General features: G+C 64.6%; 14 protein-coding genes. 12 read left to right on the top strand and 2 right to left on the bottom strand.

Annotation, left to right across the window (positions count from 1 at the left end):
- Positions 1 to 85: 85 nt before the first annotated feature.
- Entirely contained in the window at positions 86 to 2,437 is a 2,352-nt protein-coding gene (locus BGP02_RS03125) for a Tex family protein (protein WP_268566377.1), read from the bottom strand.
- A gap of 141 nt (positions 2,438 to 2,578) precedes the next feature.
- On the opposite strand from BGP02_RS03125, the gene BGP02_RS03120 reads away from it, so the two are divergent.
- The 3 genes from BGP02_RS03120 (at position 2,579) to BGP02_RS03110 (ending at position 6,014) form a co-directional block, all read left to right on the top strand.
- On the top strand, positions 2,579 to 3,421 hold the full coding sequence (locus tag BGP02_RS03120; protein ID WP_157211471.1) for a hypothetical protein: 843 nt from the start codon (positions 2,579 to 2,581) through the stop codon (positions 3,419 to 3,421).
- Between the two features lie 45 nt (positions 3,422 to 3,466).
- Positions 3,467 to 3,670, top strand: a complete 204-nt coding sequence (locus BGP02_RS03115; RefSeq protein WP_017234055.1) for a YdcH family protein — start codon at positions 3,467 to 3,469, stop codon at positions 3,668 to 3,670.
- 85 nt (positions 3,671 to 3,755) lie between these two features.
- Positions 3,756 to 6,014 carry an ATP-dependent DNA helicase gene (locus BGP02_RS03110; protein ID WP_039830365.1) on the top strand — a complete coding sequence of 753 codons (2,259 nt, stop codon included), beginning with the start codon at positions 3,756 to 3,758 and terminating at the stop codon, positions 6,012 to 6,014.
- A gap of 114 nt (positions 6,015 to 6,128) precedes the next feature.
- On the opposite strand, the gene BGP02_RS03105 is transcribed toward BGP02_RS03110, so the two are convergent.
- Positions 6,129 to 6,953, bottom strand: coding sequence for an outer membrane protein assembly factor BamD (locus BGP02_RS03105; protein ID WP_150564466.1), 825 nt, complete (start codon positions 6,951 to 6,953; stop codon positions 6,129 to 6,131).
- Between the two features lie 21 nt (positions 6,954 to 6,974).
- Here BGP02_RS03105 and BGP02_RS03100 point away from each other — a divergent pair, with 21 nt between their 5' ends.
- From BGP02_RS03100 to bktB, 9 genes are all read left to right on the top strand, one after another.
- Positions 6,975 to 8,135, top strand: coding sequence for an RluA family pseudouridine synthase (locus tag BGP02_RS03100; RefSeq protein WP_083902310.1), 1,161 nt, complete (start codon positions 6,975 to 6,977; stop codon positions 8,133 to 8,135).
- Positions 8,116 to 8,937, top strand: coding sequence for a peptidoglycan editing factor PgeF (gene pgeF / locus BGP02_RS03095; RefSeq protein ID WP_157211472.1), 822 nt, complete (start codon positions 8,116 to 8,118; stop codon positions 8,935 to 8,937). The genes BGP02_RS03100 and pgeF overlap by 20 nt, the downstream gene beginning before the upstream one ends.
- 564 nt (positions 8,938 to 9,501) lie before the next feature.
- Complete coding sequence (gene phaC / locus BGP02_RS03090) at positions 9,502 to 11,262, top strand: class I poly(R)-hydroxyalkanoic acid synthase (RefSeq protein ID WP_442796494.1); 1,761 nt, start codon at positions 9,502 to 9,504, stop codon at positions 11,260 to 11,262.
- Positions 11,263 to 11,323: 61 nt separating this feature from the next.
- Positions 11,324 to 12,505 carry an acetyl-CoA C-acetyltransferase gene (locus BGP02_RS03085; RefSeq protein ID WP_017234062.1) on the top strand — a complete coding sequence of 394 codons (1,182 nt, stop codon included), beginning with the start codon at positions 11,324 to 11,326 and terminating at the stop codon, positions 12,503 to 12,505.
- A gap of 181 nt (positions 12,506 to 12,686) precedes the next feature.
- Entirely contained in the window at positions 12,687 to 13,427 is a 741-nt protein-coding gene (locus BGP02_RS03080) for a 3-ketoacyl-ACP reductase (RefSeq protein ID WP_026131972.1), read from the top strand.
- 164 nt (positions 13,428 to 13,591) lie between these two features.
- Positions 13,592 to 14,167 carry a polyhydroxyalkanoate synthesis repressor PhaR gene (gene phaR, locus BGP02_RS03075; RefSeq protein ID WP_017234064.1) on the top strand — a complete coding sequence of 192 codons (576 nt, stop codon included), beginning with the start codon at positions 13,592 to 13,594 and terminating at the stop codon, positions 14,165 to 14,167.
- A 256-nt stretch (positions 14,168 to 14,423) separates the two neighbouring features.
- Positions 14,424 to 15,791: a 30S ribosomal protein S12 methylthiotransferase RimO gene (rimO, locus tag BGP02_RS03070; protein WP_017234065.1), complete on the top strand. Its 1,368-nt coding sequence runs from the start codon at positions 14,424 to 14,426 to the stop codon at positions 15,789 to 15,791.
- Positions 15,791 to 16,729, top strand: coding sequence for a sugar kinase (locus BGP02_RS03065; protein WP_017234066.1), 939 nt, complete (start codon positions 15,791 to 15,793; stop codon positions 16,727 to 16,729). The genes rimO and BGP02_RS03065 overlap by 1 nt, the downstream gene beginning before the upstream one ends.
- Before the next feature lie 256 nt (positions 16,730 to 16,985).
- Positions 16,986 to 18,167, top strand: a complete 1,182-nt coding sequence (gene bktB, locus BGP02_RS03060) for a beta-ketothiolase BktB (RefSeq protein WP_017234067.1) — start codon at positions 16,986 to 16,988, stop codon at positions 18,165 to 18,167.
- Positions 18,168 to 18,206 lie beyond the last annotated feature (39 nt).

The raw sequence follows: 18,206 nt of genomic DNA, 5'->3' as shown, positions 1-18,206 counted from the left end.
GAGGGCGGGCCGGTCGCAACGAGACGGGACGCGGCGCGAGGTAACGCTTGCGCGTGCGTCGGACTCGTGAGCGCTGGGGCTCGACTTAGCGCTTGAGCTTGGCGAACGCGGCTGCCATGGCGTTCACCGTCTCCGGTTCACGCTGACGTTGACCGCCGCCGCCACGTTGGCCGCCGCCATTGCCACCGTTGCCGCTGCGTGCGCCACCGCCGCTACTGCTCGGACGATCGGTCGCCCCCGCCACCGGCAGGTCGTCGTTCAGGCGCATCGTGAGCGAGATGCGCTGGCGGCGCGGATCGACTTCGAGCACTTTCACCTTCACGATGTCGCCGGCCTTCACGACCTCGTGCGGATCCTTGATGAACTTCGTCGACATCGCCGAGACGTGCACCAGGCCGTCCTGATGCACGCCAATGTCGATGAACGCACCGAAGGCCGCCACGTTTGTCACCACGCCTTCGAGCTGCATGCCCGGCTTGAGGTCGGTGAGCTTTTCGACCCCCTCCTGGAACGTCGCCGTCTTGAACTCCGGTCGCGGATCGCGGCCCGGCTTCTCGAGTTCGGTCAGGATATCCTTGACGGTTGGCAGACCGAAACGCTCGTCGACGAATTCGGTCGCCGAGACACTGCGCACGATCGAGCCGTTGCCCATCACGTCGCCAATGCTCTTCTTGATCTTCGCCAGAATGCGTTCGACGACCGGATACGCTTCCGGGTGGACCGACGACCGATCCAGCGGATTGTCGCCGCCGGTCACGCGCAGGAAGCCGGCGGCCTGCTCGAAGGTCTTGTCGCCCAGGCGCGGCACTTTCTTGAGCGCTTCGCGATTCGGGAACGGGCCGTTGCTGTCGCGGAAGTCCACGATGTTCTTTGCAAGCGTGCCGTTCAGGCCCGAGACGCGTGCGAGCAGCGGTGCCGAAGCGGTATTGACGTCCACGCCCACGGCGTTCACACAGTCTTCGACCACGGCGTCGAGCATGCGCGCCAGCTCGCGCTGGTTCACGTCATGCTGATACTGGCCCACGCCGATGGCCTTCGGCTCGATCTTGACGAGTTCGGCCAGCGGATCTTGCAAGCGGCGGGCGATCGACACCGCGCCGCGCAGCGACACGTCGAGGTCGGGGAATTCCTTCGCAGCGAATTCCGACGCCGAGTACACCGAGGCCCCGGCTTCCGAGACCACGATTTTCTGAAGCTTGAGCTCGGGATGGCGCTTGATCAACTCCAGCGCAAGCTTGTCCGTCTCGCGCGAGGCCGTACCGTTGCCGATACTCACGAGTTCCGCCCCGGTGGCAGCGGCGATCTTGGCGAGTCGCGAGAGCGAGCCGTCCCAATCGCGGCGCGGTTCGTGCGGGTAGATGGTGTCGGTGCCCAGCACCTTGCCGGTGCGATCGACCACGGCCACCTTCACGCCGGTCCGCAGGCCCGGGTCCAGACCGATCACGCCCTTCTGACCGGCCGGCGCGGCGAGCAACAGCGCCTTGAGGTTACGAGCGAACACGCGAATGGCTTCGCTCTCGGCACTCTCGCGAATTTGCGTGAGCAGTTCCGATTCGAGATGCGGCTGCACCTTTACGCGCCAGCACCAACGGCAGACATCGCCTAGCCACTTGTCGGCGGCGCGGTTCTGCTGGCGAATGCCGAAGTGCCCGGCAATCACGCCTTCGCACGGATGCGGGATTTGCGTGTCGAGTTCCTCGCCAAGGCCCAGCTTGACCATCAGAATGCCGAGGTTACGGCCGCGGAAGAGGGCCAGTGCGCGATGTGACGGCACGGCGGCGATCGGCTCGGCGTAGTCGTAATAGTCGCGGAATTTCTCGCCTTCCTCGCTTTCCTTGCCCTCGACGACCTTCGACGACACGACGCCCTGATGCCACAGATAGTCGCGCAGCTTGCCGAGCAACTCGGCCGTTTCGCCGAATTGTTCTGACAGGATGTCGCGGGCGCCGTCGAGCGCAGCCTTGACGTCCGCTACGCCTTTTTCGGCATCGACGAACTTTGCCGCCTCGGCCTGCGGGTCGAGTGTCGGGTCGGCAAGCAAGGCCTGCGCGAGCGGTTCGAGGCCGGCTTCGCGGGCGATTTGCGCGCGCGTGCGCCGCTTTTGCTTGTACGGGAGATAGAGGTCTTCGAGCGTCTGCTTCGTGTCGGCCGCCTCGATGGCGGTGCGCAGCTCGTCGGTCAGCTTGCCTTGCTCGTCGATGTTCGCGAGGATCGCCGCGCGGCGCTCTTCCAGCTCGCGAAGATAAAGCAGGCGTTCTTCGAGCGTACGCAACTGCGTGTCATCGAGGTTATCGGTGACTTCCTTGCGGTAGCGAGCGATGAAGGGCACGGTGGCGCCTTCGTCGAGCAGTTGCACGGCGGCGGCCACCTGACGCGGCTGCACGTTGAGTTCGTCGGCGATGCGTTGAACGATCTGAAGGGCTACGTTTTGCGTCATGAGTGTTGCGAGTTACCCAAGTGCCAGGAGCGGGGCATTTTGCCATAAACCGCGGGCGCGTCCGGGCAGGCAATGTTAAAATTTGGCATCACTCTGCTCAACCTCATGATTTCCTTCGCAAAATTGTTTTCGCGCCAGTCTTTGTGTCGCCATGCCGCGGTGGGCGCGTTCGGCATCGTGACGGCGGCCGCCGTCGTGCCGGGCACGTCGTTCGCGCAGGGGCTCTCGGCGACCGAGGCCGCAGGACGCACGACCGAACAGCTTCGCGTGCCGAAGGTGCCGTTCGATGCCACGGCCGATCGCACACCGTCGCCGGCCAGTGCGGCGAGTGCCGCCATCGCCGAAGATGACAAGCCGGTCGCGTACGACGACGCGCTCGATCTGCACCCCGCTGATGACGACTTCGCCGGCCGCCGTGCGGTGCTCGATCGGCAGCGCGCCTGGATCGACTATCGCTTCGAACAGGCGAAGTACGAGTGTGCGTCGAAGTTCTTCGTGAATTACTGCATCGACAACGCGCGTGACGATCAACGCGCGGCCCTCAAGGCCGTTCGCAGCCAACGGCTGGTGCTGGAAGACCAGGAGCGCAAGGCGCGGGCGCAGGAGCGTGACGAGCGTCTGGCGGAGAAGCGGGCGCAAACGGCGGCCGAAGCGCCGCAGCGCGCGGCGGAGCGTGCGCAGAACGTATCCAATTACCAGACCAAGCAGGCCGAGTATCAGCAGCGTGTGACCGAGCGCACAGGACAGGCGCCGCAGCGTGCCGCCAACGCCGAGCAGTACAATGCCAAGCAGTCCGGGCAGCAGCAGAAGCTCGACGACGCGAAGGCGACGGCAGCGCAAAAAGCGGCTGAGCGCGAAGACAACGTGCGCAAGTTCAATCAGAAGCAGCAGGACGCCATCGAGCGCCAGAAGAAGTCGGATGCGCGCCGCAACGAGTCGCAATCGGGCAGTTCGCCGGCACAGAAGCCGTTGCCGGGGCAGTGAACGCCAGCCCCGGAATCTTTTGAGAGTCGCAGGAGAGTGAGCACGATGCAGCAGGATCTTCACTCCGTCGGGCGCCGCATCATCGAGTTGCAGATCGAACACCGCGATCTCGACTTCCTGATCGACAAGTTGCTGACGGAACCGGCGTACGACGAACTCCGGGTCACACGGCTCAAGAAGCGCCGTTTGAAAATCAAGGACACGATCACCCTGCTGCAAGTGCAGCAAATGCCGGACCAGCCCGCCTGAGCGGGCGTCCCACGCAACGTTTGCGACACGCGTCCGACCGTCGGCGCGATTGCTTTTTTCATTGCCGGCGTCGCGAATCCACTCGATGCGATGCGCGGCACCTTTGAGTTTTCCTGCCGTTTTGACCGATTCCGCCGCCTCCAGCGATTTCCCTGACATCTCCCCGAGCCCCGCCGAGACGCCCACGTTCTATGGACTCAAGCCGCTTGCCGCCAAGCGCGAGCGCGAGTTGCAAGAGATCTTCGGCGACGGCGGGATGCTGGCGCGCACGATCGACGGTTATCGCTCGCGTGAACCGCAGACCGAGATGGCGCGCGCCGTGGCCGCCGCAATGGACACGCACGACACGCTGATTGCCGAGGCCGGTACCGGCACCGGCAAGACCTACGCGTATCTCGTGCCCGCCATGCTGTGGGGCGGCAAGACAATCATCTCGACCGGCACCAAGCACTTGCAGGATCAGATTTTCGCGCGCGACATTCCCACGGTGCGCAAGGCGCTCGCGGTGCCGGTGACGGTGGCCATGCTCAAAGGGCGCGCGAATTACCTCTGTCATTACTATCTCGAGCGCGCCCAGCAGGAAGGACGCTTCGCGTCACGTCATGAAGCGGCCCAGTTGCGCGAGATCACGACGTTCGCGCAAATCACGCACAGTGGCGACAAGGCGGAACTGGCCTCGGTGCCGGAGAATGCGCCCATCTGGGCGCAAGTCACGTCCACCCGCGACAACTGTCTGGGTCAGGAATGCCCGCGCTACAAGGATTGCTTCGTGATGCAGGCGCGCAAGGAAGCGCAGCAGGCGGATCTCGTGGTCGTCAATCATCACCTCTTTTTTGCGGACGTGATGTTGCGCGACACGGGGATGGCCGAGCTGCTGCCGAGCGCGAACACGGTCATCTTCGACGAAGCGCATCAGTTGCCCGAGACCGCCACGCTGTTCTTCGGTGAGACGGTCTCGACCGGGCAGATGCTCGAACTGGCGCGCGACTGCGTGGCTGAGGGGCTGATTCATGCGCGCGATGCGGCAGACTGGGTCAAACTCGGTGCGAACCTCGAGCGGGCGGCGCGCGATGTGCGTTTGACCTTCGGGCAGGACAATACGCGGATGTCGGTCGCACAATTGGCCGACGATCACGAGTTGTTCGGCGCGCTCGATAGCGTGGACGTCGCATTGCAAGACATGATCGAGACGCTCCAGCACCAGTCCGAGCGAGCCGAAGCCTTGGGGACTTGCTTGCGTCGCGCGCTGGAGTTGCATCAGCAGTTGGAACGTTGGCAGACCGGGGCAACGCCGCCCGTGCCAGGCGAGTCGCCGCTGCCGCTGCTGGATCCGGATGCACCGCGTGTCACCGACGGCAAACGCGAAAAGGCGGCCAAGGCGCGCGAGGCGGAAGCTGCGCGGCTGGCGGCCGACGCGAAGGCATCGGGCACTTCGACGGACGAGGGGGCGGCGGAAAAAAACTACACGCCCCCGGAGACGGTACGCTGGATCGAGGTGTTCTCTCAGGCGGTTCAGTTGCATCAGACGCCGCTTTCGATTGCGCCGATCTTCTCGAAACAGCGTGCCGGAGCGCCGCGGGCCTGGATCTTCACGTCAGCTACGTTGTCGGTGAAGGGCAATTTCATGCACTATGCGGCGCAGTTGGGGCTCGATGCGGGCAAGTCGCTCACGCTCGCTAGCCCCTTCGATTATCCGAATCAGAGTCTGCTGTACGTGCCACGCGGATTGCCACAGCCGTCAGCGCCGGGCTTCACCGACGCCGTGCTCGACGCCGCCTTGCCGGTGCTCGAAGTGAGTGGTGGCCGGGCGTTTGTCCTGTGTACGACGTTGCGCGCGGTCAACCGCGCCGCGGAACGTCTGCGTGAGGAGTTCGACCGCCGTGGCTGGCCGTATCCGCTGCTCGTGCAGGGCGAGGCGAGCCGCACCGAACTGCTCGATCGGTTTCGCGCGCTCGGCAACGCCGTGCTCATCGGCAGTCAGAGTTTCTGGGAAGGGGTCGACGTGCGCGGCGAGGCGCTCTCGCTTGTCATCATCGACAAATTGCCGTTCGCGCCGCCGGATGATCCGGTGCTGGCCGCGCGGCTCGACGCGCTCACGAAGAAGGGGCTCAGCCCGTTCGCCGTGCATCAGTTGCCGCAGGCGGTCATCACGCTCAAACAGGGCGCGGGACGGTTGATTCGTTCTGAACTCGATCGTGGCGTGTTGATGATTTGCGATCCGCGTCTGGTCGACAAGCCGTATGGCCGCCGGATCTGGCAGAGCCTGCCGCCGTTCAAGCGCACGCGCGAGCTACCCATTGTGCGCGGCTTCTTCGATGAGATCGCCGCCGACGCGGGCGACTGACTCGCCGACCCATTGCCGCGGCATTCGCCGGAATCGACCCGGCGCAGCTGCCACCAAAACAAAAAAGCCCTCGCGTGAGCGAGGGCTTTTCGATGGGGCAGACCGAAGCGACGTTTACCGCCAGAGCTGCCACCAGGACTTCTTGTCGCCGCTGTTGTCGGTGCGATGGCCGACCGTCAGATAACCGCTCTTAGGATAGGTCTTTTCCATCACGCGACGAGCGTCGTCACGCAGTTCGGTCATGCCGAGTTTGTCGTACGACTTGATCATGATGCCCAGCGCATCTTCGAGCGCCGGTGCCTGATCGTAGTCCTTCAGCGCGCTTTGTGCGCGATTCACGGCCGCCAGGTACGCACCGCGACGATAGTAGTACTCGGCGGCATGCACTTCGTGGGCGGCCATGGCGTTGACGGCGTAGCGCATGCGCAGCGCGGCGTCGTTGGCGTACTTGCTGCTCGGATAATGCTCGACCAGGTATTTGAAGCTGTCGTAAGCCGCGCGCAGTGCCTTCGGATCGCGCTCGCTGAGATCCTGTCCCGAGAAGCGGCCGAACAGGCCCAGGTCGTCATTGAAGTTGATCAGACCCTTGAGGTAATAGGCGTAATCGATCGACGGGCTGTCCGGATGCAGGCGGATGAAGCGGTCGATGGCGGTGAGGGCCTGCGCCGGCTCGTTGTCCTTGTAATAGGAGTAGGCCGTGTTGATCTGCGCTTGCTGCGCATGCGGGCCGAACGGATCGCGCCCTTCGAGCAGCTCGTAGTACTTGGCGGCCTTCGTGTAGTCGCCGCTATCGAAGCTGTCCTTGGCTTCCGAGTATAATTTGTTCGTCGACCAGCCGGCCGTTTCGTCGACCTTCTCCGGCAGAATGCCGCAGGCGGCAAGGCTGCCGACCACGATTGCGGCCAGCGTCAGGTGTTTGACAAGTTTCAGGGCTTGCATGCTCGTTAGCTTCACTTCTCGATGACCCATTCAATTCTGCCGGATTATAGCGTAACCGCCTCATTTGCCACGGAAAATGCAGAGGATTCGTCTGACGACGACCTCGATTCGCTTTCTGAGGCTTTTCCAACGGCAGCCGACGGCGCCCCTCCCGGTGCTCCCTTATCCGGTTCCGCCTTGTCGGGCGGGGCTGGCGTCAGCGCGCCGCTTGGCGCCACCTTACCCGAGTCGCTGGCCGGGGAGCGACTGGACAAGGCGCTCGCGCAATGTTTTCCCGAATACTCCCGTAGCCGGTTGCAGGCGTGGGTCGAAGACGGCCGCGTCACGCTCGACGGCGAGGCCGCCAAGGTGCGCCAGAAAGTGGCGGGCGGCGAGGCCGTCGTCATCACGCCGGCACCACTGCCCGATCAACTCGCGTTTGCCCCCGAGCCGGTGCCGCTCGACGCCGTCTACGAAGACGCAACACTGGCCGTATTCAACAAGCCGGCGGGCCTGGTCGTGCATCCGGCGGCGGGTAACTGGTCCGGCACCTTGCTCAACGGTCTGTTGTATCGCTATGGCCAAGCGGCCGCCGATCTGCCGCGCGCCGGTATCGTTCACCGGCTCGACAAGGAGACGTCGGGCCTGATGGTCGTGGCGCGCACACTGGTGGCGCAAACCGATCTGGTGCGCCAGTTGCAGGCCCGCACCGTCAAACGCCATTACGCCGCGCTGGTGTGGGGACGCCCGCCGCAGCGCACGGTTGTGGACGCTCCCATCGGTCGCGACCCGCGTGAGCGCACTCGCATGGCGGTCGTGCCCGGGCAGGGCGGTAAGCCGGCGCGCACGCGCGTCGTGACGGTCGCCAGCGCAGAATGGGAAGGTTCCCCGGTGTCGCTCGTGCTTTGCTCGCTCGATACGGGGCGCACACACCAGATCCGCGTTCATCTCTCGCACCTCGGCCATGCGCTGTTGGGCGATCCCCTCTACAAACCCCGTCACAAACGACCGGTGTTGCCGGGCGATTTTGCGCGTCAGGCGCTGCATGCCTGGCGATTGGGGTTGATTCATCCCGAGGATGGCCGTCTCGTGCACTGGCAGGCACCTTTGCCGGATGACCTGCGTGCGCTCGTGGCCGCGCTCGGGCTCGAGTTCGATTTTTCAACGCTCCCCGATTCGCTCGATGACTTCTTCCCTGCCTGAGTCAGACCTGATGCCCGCGGACTGGATCGTCCCCGACTGGCCCGCTCCGGCCAACGTTCGCGCCGTCTTCACGACGCGCGCGGGCGGCGTGAGTCAAGGGCCGCAAGCCACGTTCAACCTGGGGACCAAGGCGGACGACGAGCCGGCCGCCGTGCGGATCAATCGTGCGTTGCTCGCGTCGCGCACGGGCGTACCGTCGGCATGGGTGGCGCAGATCCACGGCCCGCGTGTGGTCGATGCGCGCGCGGCGCTCGAGGCGGCCGATGCCGGCGACCCGCTGCAGGCTGATGCCAGCGCGACGAGCGAGATTGGCCTTGCGAGCACCGTCATGGTGGCGGATTGCCTGCCGGTGCTTCTGTGCGACGCGCAAGGGCGTGCGGTGGCCGCTGCGCATGCCGGCTGGCGCGGACTTTGCGCCGGGGTGATCGAGCAGACAGTGCAGGCATTGCGAGCCCGCTTGCCGAAGGGCGACGCCGATGCGCCGGTCTTGGCGTGGCTCGGCCCTTGCATTGGGCCCCAAGCGTTCGAAGTCGGCCGGGAGGTGAGTGAGGCGTTTCTTGCCGCGGCAACGCCGGACGAGCGTGAAGCGACGCAGTCTGCGTTCGTCCCGCACGGCGATCCCGATGCGGGGAAGTCGTTGGCGGATTTGTGTGCGCTTGCACGGTTGCGACTGGCCCGTGAGGGCGTGACGCAGGTCTCGGGCGGGCAATGGTGTACGGTCGGCGATTCGGCGCGATTTTATTCCTACCGGCGCGACCGGACGACGGGTCGCATGGCGGCACTCGTGTGGCGCACGGCCTGACGCCGATTACCGCGCAAACGAGTCCGTCCGGGGTTCTGTCACGGCAACGGCGTGGGCGGCGAGCGCGGTGAGGCGTCGCGATCCGACGATGAAGGGACTTGCGCGACGGCGTCATCGGTTCGCGGCGGGCACGCCGGAGGCGGGCGCCTGCGATGTACAAACAGAGCATCGTCGGCGCGAGGCCACCGCAGACAAAGATGACGATACCCAGTGCGACGGACGGCGCGGTGATGGCGACCATCGCAATGACATAAAGCCAGCCAAGAATGACGATCAGCATTGGGGCAAACGCGCAGGCAAAAATAGGTGGGGCGACGGAAAAATGCACGCAAGACGGACGCTGCAAGCATTGACACACTTGCGCGCGCACGCAAGAATGCTTCGCAGGTGGGGCGTATCGCTAAGCAAGCGCTGCGTGCCGCCGCGTTTCGGGCGCTGGCCCGTGAACGCAACGAACGTGACACTCAGGCTATCATGAATCGCGCCAGTGCCAACTTCGATCCGGCCTCGTTGGCCGCCTCGTTCGCCAAGCAGTTTCCCTCCGCTTCGCTCTCCGCTCAGGACATGTCGCAGTGGTTCACGGCTGCCCAACAACTGTTCGGGGCGCTGCCGGGGGCTGCCGGCTCGTCATTCTCCGGTGCCCCTGGGACACCGTCCGCCGCAAACCCGTTCGCCGGGCTTTTCGATCTCATCGGCAAGGCCGGCAGCCTGCCGCCGCTGACGTCACCGCACGTCGATCCGGCGCGTCTGAATGCCCTTCAGACGGAATATGCGCGCGAATTTTCCGAACTTGTTGCCAGCTTCACGCAGCCCGGACTGGACACGGCGCCGGCCTTGGGAGACCGGCGCTTCGCGGGCGACGGTTGGCGTAATCCGTTCTACGCGATGCCCGCGGCGCTGTATTTGCTCAATGGACGCTTCTTGCTGCGCATGGCCGAACTGGTCGACGCCGACGCGAAAACGCGCGAGCGGATTCGGTTTGCGGTAGAGCAATGGGTGGCGGCCAGTTCGCCGGCCAACTTCATCGCGACCAATCCGGACGCGCAGCAGCGCCTCGTGCAAACGAAAGGCGACAGCCTGCTCACCGGCATGCAGCACCTGCTTGCCGACATGGGCAAGGGCAAGGTGTCGCAAACCGATGAGGCCGCGTTCGAAGTCGGTCGCAACGTGGCGACGACCGAAGGCGCCGTGGTCTTCGAGAACGACCTGATCCAGCTCATCCAGTACAAGCCGCTCACGCCAACGGTGCATCAGCGGCCGCTACTCGTCGTGCCGCCTTGCATCAACAAGTACTACATCCTCGATCTGCAGCCGGAGAACTCGTTGATCCGCTATGCGATCGAGCAGGGCAATACCGTGTTTGTCGTGTCTTGGCGCAATCCCGACGCATCGCTCGCTCACAAGACCTGGGACGACTACGTAGGCGAAGGGCCGATCGCCGCGATCGACGTGGTGCGTGAGATCAGCGGGCAACCGCAGATCAATGCGCTCGGCTTCTGCGTGGGTGGCACGCTGCTCTCCGCCGCGCTCGCCGTGCTGGCCGCGAACGGCCAGAAGGGTGCCAAGTCGCCGGTCGCCAGCGTGACCTTGCTGACCACGCTGCTGGACTTTTCCGATACCGGCGTGCTCGACGTCTTCATCGACGAGCCGCATGTGCAATTCCGCGAGCAGACGATCGGCGGCGGCGCCGGGCATCCGCCGGGCCTCATGCGTGGCGTGGAGCTGGCGAATACGTTCTCGTTCCTGCGCCCGAACGATCTGGTCTGGAATTATGTGGTCGACAGCTACCTGAAGGGCAATGCGCCCCAGCCGTTCGACCTGCTTTACTGGAACGGTGACGGCACCAATCTGCCGGGGCCGATGTTCTGCTGGTATCTGCGCCATCTCTATTTGCAAAACGAACTGAAGCGCCCGGGTGCGGTGCGAACGTGCGGCGTGCCCTTGGATCTGGGCGCCATCGACGCGCCGGCATATGTGTTCGGCTCACGCGAGGATCACATCGTGCCGTGGACGTCGGCGTTCCGTTCGCTGCCGTTGTTGGGCGGCGAGCGACGCTTCGTGCTGGGCGCTTCCGGTCACATCGCGGGCGTGGTCAATCCGCCGGCCAAGAAAAAGCGCAGCTACTGGCGCAACGACGACGTGGGTACCGATGCCAACGACTGGCTGGCCGGCGCGACGGAGCACCCCGGCAGTTGGTGGAGCGACTGGAGCGAGTGGCTTGCAGGCTACGCAGGAAAACGCGTCAAGGCGCCAAAAGCGTATGGTAATGTTGTTTATGCCCCTATCGAACCGGCGCCCGGTCGCTACGTGAAGGCCAAGGCCTGAACGGGCGGCACCCACGGGCATCCCCCGCGGGTTCGACTCATTTGGAAACGAGGAAAGAGACATGACGGATATCGTGATTGTGTCGGCTGCGCGTACCGCAGTCGGTAAATTTGGCGGCTCGCTCGCCAAGGTGGCGGCGCCGGATCTGGGCGCCATCGTGATCGACGAGGTGCTCAAGCGCGCCAAGCTCAAGGGCGAGGACGTGAGCGAAGTCATCATGGGTCAGGTACTCACGGCCGGCTCGGGTCAGAACGTGGCGCGACAGGCTTCCATCAAGGCGGGTCTGCCTGCGATGGTGCCGGCCATGACCATCAACAAGGTGTGCGGCTCGGGCCTGAAGGCCGTGATGCTCGCCGCGAACGCGATCACCGCGGGCGAGGCCGATATCGTCGTGGCGGGGGGGCAGGAGAACATGAGCGCCGCGCCGCATGTGCTGCCGGGCTCGCGTGACGGCTTCCGCATGGGCGACGCCAAGCTGATCGACACGATGATCGTCGACGGCCTGTGGGACGTGTACAACCAGTTCCACATGGGCATCACGGCGGAGAACGTCGCGAAGGAATACGGCATCACCCGCGAAATGCAGGACGCATTCGCCGCCGCTTCGCAGAACAAGGCCGAGGCCGCGCAAAAGGCGGGCCGTTTCGACGCCGAGATCGTGCCGGTCCTGATTCCGCAGCGCAAGGGCGATCCGCTGGTGTTCAACACCGACGAATTCGTTCGCCATGGCGTGACGGCCGAGTCGCTCGCGGGTCTGAAGCCAGCGTTCGCGAAAGACGGCACGGTGACCGCGGCGAATGCGTCGGGGATCAACGACGGCGCGGCCGCTGTCGTCGTGATGTCGGCCAAGCGCGCCGAGCAACTGGGGCTTACGCCGCTCGCGCGCATTGTCGCGTACGCGAACGCGGGCGTGGATCCGAAGGTGATGGGCATCGGCCCGGTTCCGGCATCGCAGCGTTGCCTCGCGCGTGCGGGGTGGAAGGCCAGCGATCTGGACCTGATGGAAATCAACGAAGCCTTCGCGGCGCAGGCACTGGCCGTGAACCAGCAGATGGGTTGGGATACTTCCAAGATCAACGTGAACGGTGGTGCGATCGCCATCGGACACCCGATCGGGGCGTCGGGCTGCCGTATTCTCGTGACGTTGCTGCACGAGATGGCGCGCCGGGATGCGCGTCGCGGCCTGGCATCGCTGTGCATCGGCGGTGGCATGGGCGTCGCGTTGGCGCTCGAGCGCGTCTGACGCGCATCGGCGAGCGTTCGAAAAAAATCGAATCGGTATCGTCCGTGCGTGCAGTGCGCACGGGCGCACGCTGAAGTCGGCAGGAGACGAAAGGCGCGCGCGGGAACGCGCGGCTTGTGCGTCAGTCAATTGGCAGTCGCAACAGGCGGCAGAGATGCCGCTATTTTGGGGGAAGCTTTCCATGACTCAACGCATTGCATATGTGACAGGTGGGATGGGCGGTATTGGTACGTCCATTTGCCAGCGGCTGCACAAGGATGGCTTCAAGGTGGTGGCGGGTTGCGGGCCGAATTCGCCGCGCCGCGTGAAGTGGCTGGAAGACCAGAAGGCGATGGGGTTCGACTTCATCGCGTCCGAAGGTAACGTTGGCGACTGGGAATCCACGACGGCCGCGTTCAACAAGGTCAAGGCCGAGGTCGGCGAGGTCGACGTGCTGGTGAACAACGCGGGCATCACGCGCGATGTCGTCTTCCGCAAGATGACCCGCGAGGACTGGGATGCCGTCATCGACACCAACCTCACGAGCCTGTTCAACGTGACCAAGCAGGTCATCGAGGGCATGTGCGAGCGTGGTTGGGGCCGCATCATCAACATTTCGTCGGTCAACGGGCAAAAGGGGCAGTTCGGTCAGACCAACTACTCGACGGCCAAGGCCGGTATCCACGGCTTCACGATGTCGCTGGCACAGGAAGTGGCGACCAAGGGCGTCACGGTCAACACGGTGTCCCCGGGGTATATCGGGACGGACATGGTGCGCTCGATTCGTCAGGACGTGCTGGACAAGATCGTGGCCACGATTCCGGTCAAGCGCCTGGGCGAACCGGGTGAGATCGGGTCCATCGTGGCGTGGTTGGCATCGGAAGACTCCGGCTTCTCGACGGGGGCGGATTTCTCGCTCAACGGTGGCCTGCACATGGGCTAAGCGGGATCGGGGCGTAGGGGGCGCGACGGGCGACACCCGCGCCGCGCGCCCCGTTGCGGGTTAGGGCTTTGCCGCATAGCAGCAAACGTCCTAGAATCGATAATATGTGACTAACCCCGACCGCCGGTCGGGGAAGTCCTTCATAAAAGCAGGAAACCCACCGCATGGCCGCGAGCAAGAAGACTGACGAACGCCTGATCAAAAAGTATCCGAACCGGCGTCTGTACGATACCCAGACCAGCACGTACATCACCCTTGCCGATGTGAAGCAATTGGTACTCGAGACCGAGGAGTTCAAGGTCGTCGATGCCAAGTCGGGTGAGGATCTGACGCGCAGCATTCTGCTGCAGATCATTCTGGAAGAAGAAACCGGTGGCGTGCCGATGTTCTCGAGCGCCATGCTGTCGCAGATCATTCGTTTCTATGGGCATGCGCTGCAGGGCATGATGGGCACGTATCTCGAGAAGAATATCCAGACGTTCATCGAAATTCAGAACAAGCTGGCCGATCAGTCGAAGGGCATCTACGAAGGCGCGTCCTTCAACCCGGACGTCTGGGCGCAATTCATGAACATGCAGGCGCCGATGATGCAGGGCATGATGACCAACTACATCGAGCAGTCGAAGAACCTGTTCGTGCAGATGCAAGAGCAGATGCAGACCCAGGCGAAGTCGATGTTCAATACGTTCCCGTTCCCGGGAGCGCCGGGCGCTCCGGGCGACCCGAACAAGAAGCCCTGACGGTTTGGCCGACGTTGCGATGGGGCACGGGGCGCGCAACGTCGCGATCGGCAACATAGTTGGAACGCCCCACGGGCGAACAGGGTAAAATACGCGGTTGTTCGCCGCGAGGGACTTCTTGCGGCGGTTTCGGCGGCAGGCAGGATCTGCGTCTCGCGCGGTGTTTCGGCATTGTGGGGGATGCGCCAGGAGTGGCTGAGGTCGCTGTTTCGCCGGTCGATCGTTCCCCGTATTTTCTAGATCAGGATTTCGCCCCATGTCCCGCCCATCGCCCGCCGGCACCCCCAAGGTCGGCTTCGTTTCGCTCGGATGCCCCAAGGCGCTGGTCGACTCCGAGCAAATCCTGACGCAACTGCGTGCCGAAGGTTACGACATCGCCGGTACCTATGACGGTGCCGATCTCGTGGTGGTCAATACTTGCGGCTTCATCGACGACGCCGTTCAGGAAAGCCTCGACGCCATCGGCGAGGCGCTGGCCGAAAACGGTAAGGTGATCGTCACCGGTTGCCTGGGCGCCAAAAAGGATGCCGCCGGTCAGGACATCGTAACGGCCGTGCACCCGAAGGTGCTGGCCGTCACCGGTCCCCACGCCCTGGGCGAAGTGATGAGCGCGGTGCATACGCATCTGCCGAAGCCGCACGACCCCTTCTCCGATCTTGTGCCGCCCGCCGGCATCAAGCTTACGCCGCGTCATTACGCGTATCTGAAGATCTCCGAAGGCTGCAACCATCGCTGCACGTTCTGCATCATCCCGTCGATGCGCGGCGATCTCGATTCGCGCCCGGTGGCCGAAGTGATGCTCGAGGCCGAGAACCTTTTCAAGGCCGGTGTGAAGGAGCTGTTGGTGATCTCGCAGGACACCAGCGCCTATGGTGTCGACGTGAAGTACCGCACCGGTTTTTGGGCGGGGCGTCCGCTCAAGACTCGCATGACCGAACTGGTCACGGCGCTGGGCGAACTGGCCAAGCAGTACGGCGCCTGGGTGCGGTTGCATTACGTCTACCCGTACCCGCACGTCGACGAGATCATTCCGCTGATGGCCGAAGGCCACATCCTTCCGTATCTCGACGTGCCGCTGCAACACGCCCATCCGGATGTGCTCAAGCGCATGAAGCGCCCGGCCTCGGGGGAGAAGAATCTCGAGCGCATTCAGGCGTGGCGCAAGCTGTGCCCGGATCTGACGATCCGCAGCACCTTCATCGCAGGTTTCCCGGGTGAAACCGAGGCCGAGTTCGCGTATCTGCTGGACTTCCTTCGCGAGGCCGAACTGGACCGCGTGGGTTGTTTCGCCTATTCGCCGGTCGAGGGGGCCAAGGCCAACGAATTGCCGGGTGCCTTGCCAGACGAAGTGCGCGAGGAGCGCCGCGCGCGCTTCATGGAAGTGGCCGAAGAGATCTCGGCGCAGCGCCAGCAGCGCAAGGTCGGCACGACGATTCAGGTCATCGTCGACGAGATCAATCAGGACGGTGGGGTGGCGCGCTCGGCGGCCGACGCCCCCGAAATCGACGGCCTCGTGTACATCGAGCCCACGCCCACGGCGGCCAAGCGCCTGAAGGTCGGCGAGTTCGTGAACGTGACGGTGACTGGCGCCGACGGCCACGATCTGTGGGGCGAGGTGGTCTGATGGCGCTCACGCATACGTCAACAGGTCCGCAAGTGCTGGCCATGGGCGAAGCCATGGTCGAGTTCAACCAGTCGCCCGACGACCCCCGCCAGTATTTGCAGGGCTTCGGCGGCGACACGTCCAACTTCGCCATCGCTGCGCGTCGCCAAGGCGTCAACACGGGCTTCGTGAGCGCGCTCGGCGACGACCGCTTCGGTCGCATGCTGCTCGATTTGTGGCGTGAGGAAGCCGTCGATACGGACGCCGTTCGCGTCGATGCGCAGGCTCCGACCGGCGTCTATTTCGTGTCCCACGACGCGAGCGGGCACCATTTCGACTATCTGCGCGCGGGCTCCGCCGCGAGCCGTTACCGGCCCCAGGATCTGCCGCGCGAAGCGTTGGCGAGCGCATCTTTCCTGCACCTGTCGGGGATCAGCCTGGCGATCAGCGCGAGCGCTTGCGACGCCGCTTTCGAGGCGATGTCGACGATTCGCGCCGCCGGCGGCAAGGTGTCGTTCGATACGAATCTGCGCCTCAAGCTGTGGCCGTTGGCCCGCGCCCGCGCCACCATGCGCGAAGCCTTCAGCCTGACCGACGTCTGCCTGCCGAGCTGGGACGACGTGACGGCGGTCACTGGGCTGGACGATCGCGATGCGATCCTTGACGCACTGCTCTCGTATGGCGTGAAGGTCGTGGCGCTCAAGCTGGGTCGCGAGGGTTGCTATGTCGCCACGCCGGACGAGCGTCGTATCGTCGCGCCATATCCGGTAAAGGCCGTTGACGCCACCGGGGCCGGCGATTGCTTTGGCGGCGCTTTCGTGGCCCGTCTGGCGCTGGGCGACGATCCGTTCGCGGCGGCGCGCTACGCCAACGTCTGCGCAGCGTTGTCGACAACCGGTTACGGCGCAGTCGCGCCCGTACCGCGCGCCGAGCAGGTGCTCCAGACACTGGCGGGCTGATCCGCATCAATGCTTGACCTACCGGGGCACGTCGATGCTCCGGTTTCCCCTCGCTTCGCTTTCCCCCGACTTCCGTCGCTTGCGCCACTTCCCGCCACTTCCCGCCGCGTCCCGCCGCAGCGCAATGCGCGGCACCCGACACGGCCGCCGCCCCCGCAAGCTCGCTCATCGAAGTTTCCCTCCACTGCGTCTGCCATCGCGGTAACCCCTGCGGCGCTATACTCATTGCCAACTGAAATTCACCCGGAGAAGAGACATGCAACGAGAAGTCGTGATCGTCAGCGGTGTGCGCACCGCGATTGGAGATTTTGGCGGCAGCCTGAAGGATTTCGCGCCGACGCAGCTCGGTGCCATCGTCGCCCGCGAGGCCATGGCGCGCGCCCAGGTGGGCGGTGACGACGTCGGCCACGTGGTGTTCGGCAACGTCATTCATACCGAACCCAAGGACATGTATCTGGCTCGCGTGGCGTCCATCGAGGCGGGCGTTAGCCAGCATGCGCCCGCGATGACCGTCAATCGCCTGTGCGGCTCCGGTCTGCAGGCGGTCGTTTCTGCCGCGCAGTCGATTCTGCTGGGCGACACCGACGTGGCGATGGCGGGCGGCGCGGAGAGCATGAGCCGCGCGCCGTACGTGATGCCGGGTGCCCGCTGGGGCACGCGCATGGGCGAATCGCGTCTGGTCGACATGATGCTCGGCGCGTTGCACGATCCCTTCGCCAATATTCATATGGGCGTGACGGCAGAGAACATCGCGAAGAAATGGGGTATCACGCGCGACGATCAGGATCGTCTCGCGGTCGAATCGCATCAACGCGCCGCGCGCGCCATGGCTGCGGGCTATTTCAACGACCAGATCGTCCCTATCGCGATCAAGTCGAAGAAGGGCGAGGTGTCGTTCACCGCCGACGAACATGTGCGTGCGGAAGTGACGCTGGCCGACATGGCGAAGCTGCGCCCCGTGTTCGAGAAGGACGGCACCGTCACGGCCGGGAACGCCTCGGGGCTTAACGATGCGGCCGCCGCGCTGATTCTGATGGAACGCGCCGAAGCCGAGCGTCGCGGCGCCAAGCCGCTCGCGCGCCTGGTCAGCTACGCCCACGCCGGGGTCGATCCGAACTATATGGGCATTGGTCCGGTGCCAGCGTCGCGCAAGGCGTTGGAGCGCGCCGGGCTCAAGGTTGGCGACATCGATGTGGTGGAAGCCAACGAAGCATTCGCCGCGCAGGCGTGCGCGGTCACGCGCGACCTCGGGTTCGATCCGGCCAAGGTGAATCCGAACGGTTCCGGCATTTCGCTGGGCCACCCGATCGGCGCGACTGGTGCCCTGATCACGGTCAAGGCGTTGCACGAGTTGCAGCGTATCGGCGGGCGCTATGCACTGGTGACGATGTGCATCGGCGGCGGCCAGGGCATTGCCGCCGTGTTCGAGCGCGTGTAAGTTACTCCCGGGGGCCGGTGTCGTTGCCGGCCCGAGTCT

This window comes from Pandoraea sp. 64-18, assembly GCF_001899225.1.
Classification (GTDB): domain Bacteria; phylum Pseudomonadota; class Gammaproteobacteria; order Burkholderiales; family Burkholderiaceae; genus Pandoraea; species Pandoraea cepalis.
Note: the sequence above shows the minus strand (reverse complement) of the source record. Positions and strands in the feature narration are given on the sequence as shown.